12 protein-coding genes are annotated in these 12,799 nt (G+C 68.0%); 6 read left to right on the top strand and 6 right to left on the bottom strand.

What is annotated here, in order from left to right:
* Window positions 1-63: 63 nt before the first annotated feature.
* Together IE172_RS06755 and IE172_RS06750 are read right to left on the bottom strand one after the other, a co-directional pair.
* A complete protein-coding gene (locus IE172_RS06755) occupies window positions 64-1,146 on the bottom strand; it encodes an inositol-3-phosphate synthase (RefSeq protein ID WP_190096173.1) in 1,083 nt (360 codons plus the stop codon).
* A 43-nt stretch (window positions 1,147-1,189) separates the two neighbouring features.
* Complete coding sequence (locus IE172_RS06750) at window positions 1,190-1,873, bottom strand: PadR family transcriptional regulator (protein ID WP_190096172.1); 684 nt, start codon at window positions 1,871-1,873, stop codon at window positions 1,190-1,192.
* 396 nt (window positions 1,874-2,269) lie between these two features.
* Here IE172_RS06750 and IE172_RS06745 point away from each other — a divergent pair, with 396 nt between their 5' ends.
* Both IE172_RS06745 and IE172_RS06740 read left to right on the top strand, forming a co-directional pair.
* Window positions 2,270-4,891, top strand: a complete 2,622-nt coding sequence (locus IE172_RS06745) for a transglycosylase domain-containing protein (RefSeq protein ID WP_190096171.1) — start codon at window positions 2,270-2,272, stop codon at window positions 4,889-4,891.
* Between the two features lie 99 nt (window positions 4,892-4,990).
* Window positions 4,991-6,499, top strand: coding sequence for a glycosyltransferase family 87 protein (locus IE172_RS06740; protein ID WP_190096170.1), 1,509 nt, complete (start codon window positions 4,991-4,993; stop codon window positions 6,497-6,499).
* 97 nt (window positions 6,500-6,596) lie between these two features.
* Here the strand turns inward: IE172_RS06740 and IE172_RS06735 are convergent, their stop codons facing one another.
* From IE172_RS06735 to IE172_RS06725, 3 genes are all read right to left on the bottom strand, one after another.
* The gene (locus IE172_RS06735; RefSeq protein ID WP_190096169.1) at window positions 6,597-7,628 is read right to left on the bottom strand and encodes an alanine racemase; all 1,032 of its coding nucleotides are present in this window, start codon (window positions 7,626-7,628) and stop codon (window positions 6,597-6,599) included.
* Between the two features lie 101 nt (window positions 7,629-7,729).
* Window positions 7,730-8,851: a peptidoglycan bridge formation glycyltransferase FemX gene (femX, locus tag IE172_RS06730; protein WP_190096168.1), complete on the bottom strand. Its 1,122-nt coding sequence runs from the start codon at window positions 8,849-8,851 to the stop codon at window positions 7,730-7,732.
* A 166-nt stretch (window positions 8,852-9,017) separates the two neighbouring features.
* Window positions 9,018-9,332 carry a hypothetical protein gene (locus tag IE172_RS06725; protein WP_190096167.1) on the bottom strand — a complete coding sequence of 105 codons (315 nt, stop codon included), beginning with the start codon at window positions 9,330-9,332 and terminating at the stop codon, window positions 9,018-9,020.
* A gap of 314 nt (window positions 9,333-9,646) precedes the next feature.
* On the opposite strand from IE172_RS06725, the gene rpsF reads away from it, so the two are divergent.
* The 4 genes from rpsF to rplI all read left to right on the top strand — a co-directional run bounded on the left by rpsF (window position 9,647) and on the right by rplI (window position 11,356).
* Entirely contained in the window at window positions 9,647-9,937 is a 291-nt protein-coding gene (rpsF, locus tag IE172_RS06720) for a 30S ribosomal protein S6 (protein WP_019324683.1), read from the top strand.
* Between the two features lie 78 nt (window positions 9,938-10,015).
* Complete coding sequence (locus tag IE172_RS06715; RefSeq protein WP_189557261.1) at window positions 10,016-10,612, top strand: single-stranded DNA-binding protein; 597 nt, start codon at window positions 10,016-10,018, stop codon at window positions 10,610-10,612.
* Between the two features lie 42 nt (window positions 10,613-10,654).
* Window positions 10,655-10,891 (top strand): 30S ribosomal protein S18, encoded by a 237-nt coding sequence (rpsR, locus tag IE172_RS06710; protein ID WP_003949403.1) that lies wholly within the window; start codon window positions 10,655-10,657, stop codon window positions 10,889-10,891.
* Window positions 10,892-10,909: 18 nt separating this feature from the next.
* Window positions 10,910-11,356 carry a 50S ribosomal protein L9 gene (gene rplI / locus IE172_RS06705; protein ID WP_190096166.1) on the top strand — a complete coding sequence of 149 codons (447 nt, stop codon included), beginning with the start codon at window positions 10,910-10,912 and terminating at the stop codon, window positions 11,354-11,356.
* A gap of 84 nt (window positions 11,357-11,440) precedes the next feature.
* On the opposite strand, the gene IE172_RS06700 is transcribed toward rplI, so the two are convergent.
* Window positions 11,441-12,778, bottom strand: a complete 1,338-nt coding sequence (locus IE172_RS06700; protein ID WP_190096165.1) for an MATE family efflux transporter — start codon at window positions 12,776-12,778, stop codon at window positions 11,441-11,443.
* Between the last annotated feature and the right edge of the window lie 21 nt (window positions 12,779-12,799).

The raw sequence follows: 12,799 nt of genomic DNA, 5'->3' as shown, positions 1-12,799 counted from the left end.
ATATGAAGAGGGTCTCCGGGACATGCGACCCGGAGACCCTCAACTGCCCACAGCGGGGAGGTCCTAGCGCTCGGCCTCGCCCTTGATGAACTTCTCGACGTTCTCGCGGGCCTGGTCGTCGAAGTACTGCACCGGCGGCGACTTCATGAAGTATGAGGACGCCGACAGGATCGGGCCGCCCACGCCCCGGTCCTTGGCGATCTTCGCGGCGCGCAGGGCGTCGATGATGACACCGGCGGAGTTCGGGGAGTCCCAGACCTCGAGCTTGTACTCCAGGTTCAGCGGGACATCGCCGAAGGCGCGGCCCTCGAGGCGGACGTAGGCCCACTTCCGGTCGTCCAGCCAGGCCACGTAGTCGGACGGGCCGATGTGGACGTTCTTCTCGCCGAGTTCCCGGTCGGGGATCTGCGAGGTGACGGCCTGCGTCTTGGAGATCTTCTTGGACTCGAGGCGGTCGCGCTCGAGCATGTTCTTGAAGTCCATGTTGCCGCCGACGTTCAGCTGCATCGTGCGGTCCAGGACGACGCCCCGGTCCTCGAACAGCTTCGCCATCACGCGGTGCGTGATGGTGGCGCCGACCTGGGACTTGATGTCGTCACCGACGATCGGGACGCCCGCCTCGGTGAACTTGTCCGCCCACTCCTTGGTCCCGGCGATGAAGACGGGAAGGGCGTTGACGAAGGCGACCTTGGCGTCGATGGCGCACTGGGCGTAGAACTTCGCCGCGTCCTCGGAGCCGACGGGCAGGTAGCAGACGAGGACGTCGACCTGCTTGTCCTTGAGGATCTGCACGACGTCGGCCGGCTCCTCGGGGGACTCCTCGATGGTCTCGCGGTAGTACTTACCGAGACCGTCGAGGGTGTGGCCGCGCTGCACCGTCACGCCGGTGTTGGGGACGTCGCAGATCTTGATGGTGTTGTTCTCGGAGGCGCCGATGGCGTCCGCGAGGTCGAGACCGACCTTTTTGGCGTCCACGTCGAACGCGGCGACGAACTCGACGTCGCCGACGTGGTAGTCGCCGAACTGGACGTGCATCAGGCCCGGCACCTTGGACGCCGGGTCGGCGTCCTTGTAGTACTCGACTCCCTGCACCAGCGATGCGGCGCAGTTGCCCACGCCGACGATGGCTACGCGAACCGAACCCATTCCGGTTGCTCCCTGTGTGTACGAGTGAGGCCCTGAACGGGTCTCACGTGGCGGTGTCGGCGGGCGGATCCGGCAGGGGGTCGTCCCCCGGCCGGGGCAGGCCGCCCGTCGCTCCATGTGTGGTGTCCTGCTGAGCGGGCCCCCCGGCGGCGGAACCCTTCAGGTCCCGTCCTGCCCGCTCGCTCTCGATGAGCTCGTTCAGCCAGCGCACTTCGCGCTCCACGGACTCCATTCCGTGGCGCTGGAGCTCGAGCGTGTAGTCGTCGAGGCGCTCCCGGGTCCGTGACAGGGAGGCGCGCATCTTCTCGAGGCGTTCCTCCAGCCGGCTGCGGCGGCCTTCGAGCACGCGCATCCGTACATCGCGCGACGTCTGCCCGAAGAAGGCGAACCGCGCGGCGAAGGTCTCGTCCTCGTACGCGTCCGGTCCCGTCTGGGAGAGCAACTGTTCGAAGTGCTCCTTACCCTCCGCCGTCAATCGGTAGACGATCTTGGCGCGGCGCCCCGCGAGCGGAGCGGCGAGGGCGTCCTCGGTGGTGTGCCCCGGCTCCTCGATCAACCAGCCGTTGGCGACCAGCGTCTTGAGGCAGGGGTAGAGCGTCCCGTAGCTGAACGCACGGAACACACCCAGTGATGTATTGAGTCGTTTGCGCAGCTCGTAGCCGTGCATGGGAGATTCGCGGAGCAGGCCGAGTACGGCGAACTCGAGGATGCCGGAACGCCGGCTCATCGTCGCCTCCCCTCTCCCGCGGTCGTGCCCTGACGGCCTCGTGGGCGGTTCGTCACCGCCCATATGCCGAGCTGATGTATCGACTCGATACATCTAGACGATAGAACGGCCTCCCGCGTGCGACAAGGGGGAGAAAGGTGAACGGGATCACATCACCGATTCGTTGCGAGCAAGTTGCCTGATTTGAGGTGAACTTCTGTGCTCGGCGGGTTTCGGTGGTGCGTAGTCTGTGCGCCATGCATACCGCCGGGAACCGAGTGACGTCCGGGGGCGTCTTGGTCCCCGGTGCGGTACGGGTGAATGCGCACAGCGCCACATCCGTACTTCGGGGGGACCGGAAACCAGCCGCCGTTTCCAGGCGCGCAAGGGTGCGCCTGCCCGAGGAGTAGTCGTTCGATGAGCGAGCACCGTCGCAAACCGCCGCAGCCGCAGGGAGGCGGACGTGCCGCGGCCCGACGCGGCCAGTCCGGCTCGTCCTCCGGCCGCCGCGCGGCACCGCGAGGCGCCACCGGATCTCCGTCCGATTCCTATGGGTCGGGTTCCCGTGGCTCGGGGGGAGAGGACCGCACGCACGGCAGCCGCGTCGAGGCACGACGCGCGGCACAGCGTGGCGGGGCCCGGCGAGCAGGCCCCGCCGGATCCGGTCGCGGGAGAGGCCGTGCGGCCCCTCCCGCCAAGAAGCGGATGATCGACTATCCGCGCCACGACAAGGACGGCTGGCGCCGCTGGACGCCTTCCTGGAGGCTCGTGTCCGGCCTGTGCATCGCGTTCCTCGGAAGCCTGGTGGCCGTCGCGGGCATCGGGTACGCGATGGTGAGCGTGCCGGACGAGGGCCACGCCGCGGCGACGTCCGAGAACAACGTCTACTACTGGGCCGACGGCACCCAGATGGTCGCCACGGGCAGCGGCCAGAACCGGCAGAACGTCACGATCGACCGCATCCCCGAGGCGATGCAGTGGGCGGTGATCTCGGCCGAGAACAAGACCTTCTACGACGACTCCGGTGTGGACCCGATGGGTATCGCCCGCGCCCTGGGCAACATGGTGCGGGGCGGTGACACACAGGGTGGTTCGACGATCACCCAGCAGTTCGTCAAGAACACCTACCTGAGCCAGGAGCAGACGGTCTCCCGGAAGTTCAAGGAGATGTTCATCTCGATCAAGGTGGGCACCAAGCTCTCCAAGAGCGAGATCCTCCAGGGGTACCTGAACACCTCGTACTACGGTCGCGGCGCCTACGGCATCCAGGCAGCCGCCCAGACCTACTACGGCAAGGACGCCGTCGAACTCACCCCGAGCCAGTGCGCCTTCCTCGCCGCGCTGCTCAAGGGCCCGACGTACTACGACCCCGCGGGCAACCAGAACCTCGACCCGTCCGCCACCGCCGAGGCCAACCGCAAGCGTTCCGAGGAGCGCTGGGGCTGGATCCTCGAGCAGATGCACGGCGACAACCGCCTCACGGACGCCGAGTACCAGGAGGCGGTCAAGGAATACCCCGTGCCCCAGGACCGCAAGGCGATCAAGGGCATGACCGGCCAGATCAGCTACCTCGTCGACACCGCGAAGCGGTACGTCCTGAAGAACTCCGACATCACGGAGGCACAGTTCGACCAGGGCGGTTACCAGATCACGACCACGTTCGAGAGGGAGAAGGTCGAGGCGCTGGCCAAGGCCGTCAAGAAGGTCGAGAAGGAGAACATCGACCCGAAGCGCGAACTGGACCAGCACGTCCAGTTCGGTGCGGCGGCCGTGAAGCCCAACGACGGTGCGATCGTCGCCCTCTACGGTGGTGCCGGCTTCGAGAACGGCCACTTCAACAACAACGCGGACACCTCCGGCATCCCCGTCGGTTCGACGTGGAAGCCGTACGTGATGGCCGCGGCGATGCAGCACGGTACCTACAAGACCGACGGTGAGGGGGTCTCGCCGCAGAGCAAGTACAACGGCGACGACAACCTGGAGGTCCGGAACAACGACGGCTCGCTCGTCCTCAAGAAGGACAACACGCCTTTCCGGCAGAAGAACGAAAGCCCCTACCCGTGGGGCTACATCACCTTGCGCAAGGCCATGGAGCAGTCCGTCAACACCCCGTTCGTGCAGCTCGGCATGGATGTGGGGATGAAGAACGTGGCGGACGTCGCCGAGAGGTCCGGCATCCTCAAGGACAGCTTCGCCGGGCTGAACGCGTCGTTCGCGCTCGGTACCTCGACCCCCAGCGCGATCCGGATGGCCGATTCCTACGCGACCTTCGCGGCGTCGGGGAAGCAGGCCGATCCGTACTCGGTGACCGCCGTCAAGCACAAGGGGACGGAGCTGCCCGGCTTCGAGAAGCCGCGGATCAAGCAGGCCATGCCCGAGAACGTGGCGAACAACATCACCGACATGCTCGAGAACGTGATCGAGAACGGCACCGCACAGCACGCCAAGGAGCTGGGCCGGGCGGCAGCCGGCAAGACCGGTACGACCGACGAGAACAAGTCGGCGTGGTTCGTCGGCTACACCAAGCAGCTCTCGACCTCCGTCACGATGTTCCGTGAGGACCCCAAGAGCCACAAGCTCCTCTCCATGAACGGCACGGCGGGCAAGGACTCCATCCACGGTGGTGACATCCCCACGGAGGTGTGGACCGAGTTCATGAAGTCCGCGCTGAAGGGCGAACCCGACCCCGGCTTCCCCGCCGCGGAGAAGATCGGCGAGATCGCGGACGGGCTCGGCGCGCCGACTCCGACCCCGACGGCCACGGAGACCGAGGAGGCGACTCCTTCGGCGCCTCCGTCCCCCACGAAGACCGAGACCACCGCTCCGCCGCAGCCCACGCAGACCGAGACGTGCGGCCCCTTCGACTTCCGTTGCAAGGACGACGACGAGGAGACGGGCGGAACCGGCCCGGGTGGCGGGGACAACGGCGGTACGGACGGAGGGGCCTCCTCCTCACCCGATCCCACGGAGAGCGGTGAGCCCGGGAACAGCAGAGGAGGCGGCAACGGAGGCGGTCTCTTCGGAGGCCCGGCCGGTTAGTTCCGTTATCGCCCGGCTTGGGTGTTTCACGTGAAACACGGGCCGCCGTACCCACCGGGTACGGCGGCCCTCGGCGTATCCCCCTCCGGGTACGGCAGGATGTGCGACATGCCCAGTGGAGAATCGACGCACGCGAGCGTCCAGGAGCCGGAGCCCGTGCGGCCGACCGAGGAGGACCGGGTCGCCGCGGCAGGCAGCGAGCTGATCGGCGGGCCGCTGGGGCGGCGTGTCCTGCCCGGCAGGTCCTGGTGGACCCCGGTGCGGGTGATCGCGCTCGTGGCGATCGGTATGTTCGCCCTCGGCATGGTGCAGAAAGCGCCCTGCTACAACGGCGGCTGGTTCTTCGGCGCCAGTTCCCAGTACACGCATGCCTGCTACTCGGACATCCCCCACCTCTACCAGGGGCGCGGCTTCGCCGACGGACTGGTGCCGTACTTCGACCGGCTGCCTGGGGACATGCAGTACCTCGAGTACCCGGTGCTGACCGGCGTGTTCATGGAGGTCGCGGCCTGGCTCACCCCCGGCAGCGGCAGTATCCAGGACCAGGAGCAGTGGTACTGGATGGTCAACGCCGGGATGCTCATGGCCTGTGCGGCCGTCATCGCCGTCTGCGTGACCCGCACCCACGCCCGGCGCCCCTGGGACGGCCTCCTGGTCGCACTGGCTCCTGCCGTCGCGCTGACCGCGACCATCAACTGGGACCTGCTGGCGGTCGCTCTGACGGCCGCCGCGATGCTGATGTGGTCCCGAGGGCGTTCCCTGGCGTTCGGTCTCCTCCTGGGGCTCGCCACGGCCGCCAAGCTCTATCCCGTGCTGCTGCTCGGGCCGCTGCTGGTGCTGTGCTGGCGGGCGGGCCGGTGGCGGCAGTACGGCACGGCCCTCGCCGGAGCCGCGGTCGCCTGGATCGTCGTGAACGGGCCCGTGATGCTCTTCGCCTTCGAGGGCTGGTCGAAGTTCTACACCTTCAGCCAGGAACGGGGTGTCGACTTCGGCTCCTTCTGGTTGATCCTGGCGCAGAACTCGGACGATCCGCTGAGCACGGACACGGTCAACACGCTGGCCACGCTGCTGATGCTGCTGTGCTGCGCAGGCGTCGCCGCCCTCGCGCTGATGGCGCCCCGCCGGCCACGCTTCGCCCAGCTGGCCTTCCTCATCGTCGCGGCGTTCATCCTCACCAACAAGGTGTACTCGCCGCAGTACGTCCTGTGGCTGGTGCCGCTGGCGGCCCTCGCCCGGCCGAAGTGGCGTGACTTCCTCGTCTGGCAGGCCTGTGAGGTGGCGTACTTCCTGGGCATCTGGATGTACCTCGCCTATACGACCAGCGGCGACGCCCACAAGGGCCTGCCCACCGACGGCTACCACTGGGCCATCGGGATCCACCTGCTGGGGACGCTCTACCTGTGCGTCATGGTCGTGCGCGACATCCTGATGCCGGAGAAGGATCCGGTGCGCCGGTCCGGTGACGACGACCCCTCGGGCGGTGTGCTCGACGGCGCCGAGGACGTCTTCGTGCTCGGTCCCGCGGACCGCCCCGCACGGCACGCGGCCCACTTCGAAGGGCCCCGGGTGGAGTGGGGCAGGACGGAAGCCACCGGCGGTTCGCTCTGAGCGAACAGCACGCCGGGTGGCGTCCCTTCAGAGGCCGACGTCCCACCAGGAGCGCGAAAGGCCGGGCACGGTGGATCCGTGCCCGGCCTTCATGCTGTCAGCGGTCGACGAGCCGGTCGAACTGCGTGGTGGTGTGCCGGAGATGGGCCACCAACTCCTCACCGACGGTCGGCTCGGGCGCGTCGGACGGCACGAACAGGATCGACACCTGCATGTGCGGGGGCTCGGCGAACCAACGCTGTTTGCCGCCCCAGACGAACGGCGACAGGTTCCGGTTGACCGTGGCGAGGCCGGCCCGGGCGACGCCCTTGGCGCGCGGCATGACGCCGTGCAGGGCCTTGGGAGCCTCCAGGCCCACCCCGTGCGACGTACCGCCCGCCACGACCACCAGGTAGCCGTCGGAGGCGGCCTTCTGCTGCCGGTAGCCGAACCGGTCCCCCTTGGCGACGCGCGTGACGTCCAGGACCGCGCCCCGGTACTCGGTCGCCTCGTGGTCGCCCAGCCACAGCCGGGTACCGATCCGGGCACGGAAGCGGGTCTGCGGGAACTGCTGCTGCAACCGGGCGAGTTCGTCGGCCTTGAGGTGGCTCACGAACATCGTGTGCAGGGGGAGGCGGGCCGCCCGCAGGCGGTCCATCCAGCCGATGACCTCCTCGACGGCGTCCGAGCCGTCCGTGCGGTCCAGCGGCAGGTGGATGGCGAAGCCCTCCAGGCGCACGTTCTCTATCGCGGAGTGCAGCTGGGGCAGGTCCTGCTCGCTGATGCCGTGCCGCTTCATCGAGGACATCACCTCGATGACGACCCGGGCACCGACCAGGCCGTACACGCCGTCGACCGACGACACCGAGCGGATGACCCGGTCCGGCAGCGGTACCGGCTCCTCGCCCCGTCGGTACGGCGTCAGCACCAGCAGGTCACCGCCGAACCAGTCCTTGATGCGGGCCGCCTCGTACGTCGTGCCGACGGCGAGGACGTCCGAGCCCAGCCGGGTGGCCTCCTCGGCGAGGCGCTCGTGGCCGAAGCCGTAGCCGTTGCCCTTGCAGACCGGGACCAGTCCCGGGAACTGCTCCTGCACGTGCTTGTGATGCGCCCGCCAGCGCGCGGTGTCGACGTAGAGCGTGAGCGCCATGGCCGGACCTGGAACCTTTCTCGTGGCTGCGGTGTATCAAAGGTATGGGAGCCGACGCAGCCCTCGGGGCCACGAAGACGAAGACCGTGACGAAGAACCGGTCAGCGGCGCGACATGTAGATGTCGAGCGCCTTGTGGAGCAGCTTGTTCAGGGGGAAGTCCCATTCGCCGAGGTACTCGGCCGCCTGGCCGCCGGTGCCCACCTTGAACTGGATCAGTCCGAAGAGGTGGTCGGTCTCGTCCAGCGAGTCGGAGATGCCGCGCAGGTCGTAGACGGTGGCGCCGAGCGCGTAGGCGTCGCGCAGCATCCGCCACTGCATCGCGTTCGAGGGCCGGACCTCACGGCCGATGTTGTCGGAGGCACCGTAGGAGTACCAGACGTGCCCGCCGACGATCAGCATCGTCGCCGCGGAGAGGTTCACGCCGTTGTGGCGGGCGAAGTACAGCCGCATGCGGTTGGGGTCCTCGGTGTTGAGGGCCGTCCACATGCGCTGGAAGTACGACAGCGGGCGGGGCCGGAAGTGGTCGCGCACCGCCGTGATCTCGTACAGCCGCTGCCACTCGGGCAGGTCGTCATAACCCCCCTGGACGACCTCGACGCCGGCCTTCTCCGCCTTCTTGATGTTGCGGCGCCACAGCTGGTTGAAGTTCTTGTGGACCTCTTCCAGGGAGCGGTTGGCCAGCGGTACCTGGTAGACGTAGCGGGGCTGGACGTCACCGAATCCGGCACCGCCGTCCTCGCCCTGCTGCCAGCCCATGCGGCGCAGCTTGTCGGCGACCTCGAAGGCACGCGGCTCGATGAAGTCGGCCTCCAGGTCGCGCAGGCGCTTCACATCCTGGTCCTGGATGCCCTTCTTGATGGTCGGGGCCTCCCAGCGCCGGATGATCACCGGCGGTCCCATCTTGACCGAGAACGCGCCCTGCTGCTTCAGGTGCGCGAGCATCGGCTCCATCCACTCCTGGAGATTCGGCGCGAACCAGTTGATGACCGGGCCCTCGGGCAGATAGGCCAGATAGCGCTTGATCTTGGGCAGCTGACGGTAGAGGACCAGGCCGGCGCCGACCATCTCACCGGTCCGGTCGTCGAACCAGCCGAGGTTCTCGGAGCGCCACTCCGCCTTGACATCGGCCCAGGCCGGGACCTGCATGTGACTCGCCGACGGCAGGCTCTGGATGTACGCCAGATGCTGCTCTCGGCTGATGGTCCTCAGGGTCAGGCTCATTCGGGGCGCTCCTCGGGCTGGTGTGTCCCCATGGGTTCAGGGGCTCCGGCTCTCGCGCGAAGCCTACTGCGCCTCGGGGGCGCCCCGGTTGGGCGCACGGGACCTTCGCCCCGGCCCGTGGCCGGCCGGGGCGTTCGACGGTGTTCAGGAGGGGTGGTGCCCGGTGTCAGTCGACGACGCCGCCGAAGAGGCCACCGTGTGCCATGCCCAGGAAGAACCCGACCGCCGAGGCGCCGAGGCCCAGGACGAGACCGAAGCGCCCTCGCGTCGTCACCGAGATCCACTGGCCGTACGCGCCGGTGAGGATGCCCACCAGGCCGGTCCAGGAACTGACCAGGTGCAGATGGTGGAACATCGCCGTGATGAAGGACGTGATTCCCAGCACCAGGGTCACCGCGAGCAGGGTGTCCTGGAGGGGGTGGGGCTTGCCGTCGGTGGCGAAAAGACCTCCGGCGGTGTTGGGTCGCAATGCCTGTGCCATGGGGCACCTCCTGCGAAAGGCGGCGGATCGTAGCGCCGTACACACCCGATGTGTCCAGATTGACGGTCCTCACGCCAGGATTTCAACCGGAAGGCGCTGTGCGGGTACTCTGTAGCGTCTGCACCGGTGTCTGTCCGCACAGATCCAGAAGGAGGCAGGGAAGGGCCACGCTCCTCCCGGCCGGTCTGGAATCCGCCGCCCGGCTCGATTGTCAGTGGCGGCTGTTCTACTGACGGGCATCGTTGCGCAACGCATCACGACCCTCCTGCCACGGAACGACCGTGGCCGCTGAGTCCAAAGGAGGTGGGTTCCACATGCGTCACTACGAGGTGATGGTCATCCTCGACCCCGATCTCGAGGAGCGTTCTGTCTCCCCGCTGATCGAGAACTTCCTTTCTGTCGTCCGTGACGGCGGCGGAAAGGTCGAGAAGGTCGACACCTGGGGCCGTCGTCGTCTCTCGTACGAGATCAAGAAGAAGCCCGAGGGCATCTACTCGGTCATCGACCTGCAGGCCGAGCCTGCGGTCGTCAAGGAGCTCGACCGCCAGATGAACCTGAACGAGTCGGTCCTCCGGACCAAGGTCCTCCGTCCCGAGACCCACTGAGCCCTTCCGCTCAGCTGATCCCGGGATCCGAGTAGCAGCACAAGCAGCCAAGCAGCAAACCCGCCGAGAGGTTCCCCCATGGCAGGCGAGACCGTCATCACGGTCGTCGGCAATCTTGTCGACGACCCCGAGCTGCGCTTCACCCCGTCCGGTGCGGCCGTCGCGAAGTTCCGTGTCGCGTCGACCCCCCGCACCTTCGACCGTCAGACGAACGAGTGGAAGGACGGCGAGAGCCTGTTCCTCACCTGCTCGGTCTGGCGTCAGGCGGCGGAGAACGTCGCCGAGTCGCTCCAGCGAGGCATGCGCGTCATCGTGCAGGGCCGGCTGAAGCAGCGGTCCTACGAGGACCGTGAGGGCGTCAAGCGCACGGTCTACGAGCTGGACGTCGAGGAAGTCGGCGCCAGCCTGCGCAACGCCACGGCCAAGGTCACCAAGACCACCGGCCGAGGTGGCCAGGGTGGGTACGGCGGTGGCCAGGGCGGCGGTGGCGGCCAGGGTGGCGGCGGCTGGGGCGGCGGCCCCGGTGGCGGCCAGCAGGGCGGCGGCGCTCCGGCCGACGACCCGTGGGCGACCGGCGCTCCCGCCGGTGGCCAGCAGGGCGGTGGCGGCGGCTGGGGCGGTGGCTCCGGCGGCGGCCAGCAGGGCGGCGGCTACTCGGACGAGCCCCCCTTCTAGGCGGGCCGTACCCACACTTCTTGATCACACAGGAGAAACATCATGGCGAAGCCGCCTGTGCGCAAGCCTAAGAAGAAGGTCTGCGCATTCTGCAAGGACAAGGTCACGTACGTGGACTACAAGGACACGAACATGCTGCGGAAGTTCATTTCCGACCGCGGCAAGATCCGTGCCCGCCGCGTGACCGGCAACTGCACGCAGCACCAGCGTGACGTCGCCACGGCTGTCAAGAACAGCCGTGAGATGGCGCTGCTGCCCTACACCTCCACCGCGCGATAAGGGAAGGGTGACCGACTCATGAAGATCATCCTCACCCACGAGGTCTCCGGCCTCGGTGCCGCGGGCGACGTCGTCGACGTCAAGGACGGCTACGCTCGCAACTACCTGGTTCCGCGGAAGCTCGCGATCCGCTGGACCAAGGGTGGCGAGAAGGACGTCGAGCAGATCCGTCGTGCTCGCAAGATCCACGAGATCCAGACCATCGAGCAGGCCAACCAGGTGAAGGCCCAGCTCGAGGGTGTTAAGGTCCGCCTGGCCGTGCGCTCCGGCGACGCCGGTCGTCTCTTCGGTTCCGTCACGCCGGCCGACGTCGCTTCCGCGATCAAGGCTGCCGGTGGTCCCGAGGTCGACAAGCGCCGCATCGAGCTGGGTACGCCGATCAAGACGCTGGGCGCCCACGAGACGTCCGTGCGTCTGCACCCCGAGGTTGACGCCAAGGTCAACATCGAGGTCGTCGCCGGCTGAGTGCCGAGCACGCTGACGCAGTGAGCCCATGGGGGCCGCACCCTTCGGGGTGCGGCCCCCATGGCTGTGTTTCACGTGAAACGGTCAGCGGGACGCGCCCGTGACGACCCAGCGGCCCGAACGGGTACGGAACCACAGCGTCAGCATGCGCACGGTCATCATGAGGGTCATCGTGGCCCACAGAGCGGTGAGTCCACCCCCGAGTGCGGGGACCAGAAGCGCCGCCGGAGTGAACACGGCGAGCGTCACCACCATGGCCCAGGCCAGATACGGCCCGTCGCCCGCTCCCATGAGTACCCCGTCCAGGACGAAGACGATGCCGCAGATCGGCTGGGCCAGAGCCACCAGGACCAGGGCGGGCAGCGCCGCGTCCTTGACCGTGGCGTCACTGGTGAACAGGGGCAGCAACGCCGGACGGGCGATTATCACCAGTGCGCCGAGTACGAAACCGGCGGCGATGCCCCACTGGACCATACGGCGGCACACCTCACGGGCGCCCTGGGTGTCGCCGGCCCCCAGGTAGCGGCCGATGATGGCCTGCCCGGCGATGGCGATGGCGTCCAGGGCGAAGGCGAGCAGACTCCACAGGGAGAGGATGATCTGGTGAGCCGCGATGTCGGAGTCGCCCAGACGGGCGGCGACTGCTGTCGCGATCATCAGGATCGCCCGGAGGGAGAGGGTGCGCACCAGCAGGGGGACGCCTGCTTGGGCGGAGGCCCGGATCCCCGCTGCGTCGGGACGCAGCGAGGCCCCGTGCCGCCGGGCTCCGCGCAGCACCACGGCCAGGTAGACCGCGGCCATGCCGCACTGCGCGATGACCGTGCCCCAGGCGGATCCCGCGATACCGAGTCCGGCGCCGTAGACGAGTACGACATTGAGGACGCCATTGGCGACAAAGCCGCCGACGGCGACGTAGAGGGGGGTCTTGGTGTCTTGAAGCCCGCGCAGGACACCGGTCGCGGCGAGGACGATGAGCATCGCCGGTATGCCGAGGGTGGAGATCCGCAGATACGTGATCGCGTAGGGCGTCGCTGTTTCGGAGGCGCCGAAGAGGTCGATGATGGCGGGCGCCGTGGGCAGGACGACAGCCACGACGGCAGCGCCGAGCAGCAGGGCCAGCCAGATGCCGTCCATGCCCTGGCGGATGGCCGAAGGCAGGTCGCCGGCTCCGACACGCCGGGCGACGGCGGCCGTGGTGGCGTAGGCCAAGAAGACGAAGACGCTGACGGCGGTCATGAGGAGGGCCGAGGCGACGCCGAGACCGGCGAGCTGTGCCGTGCCGAGATGGCCGACGATGGCGCTGTCGGCCATGACGAACAAGGGCTCGGCGACAAGGGCGCCGAAGGCCGGGACGGCCAGCATGACGATCTCACGGTCGTGCTGTCGGCGTGCGGCTTTCGGGCGCGCGGGGGCCTGTGTCATGTGCACCAATCTAATCGTCCA

The organism is Streptomyces griseoflavus (assembly GCF_014649995.1).
Taxonomy (GTDB): Bacteria; Actinomycetota; Actinomycetes; order Streptomycetales; family Streptomycetaceae; genus Streptomyces; species Streptomyces griseoflavus.
The sequence above is the reverse complement of the archived record's forward strand: the minus strand, read 5'-3'. Positions and strand labels throughout refer to the sequence as shown.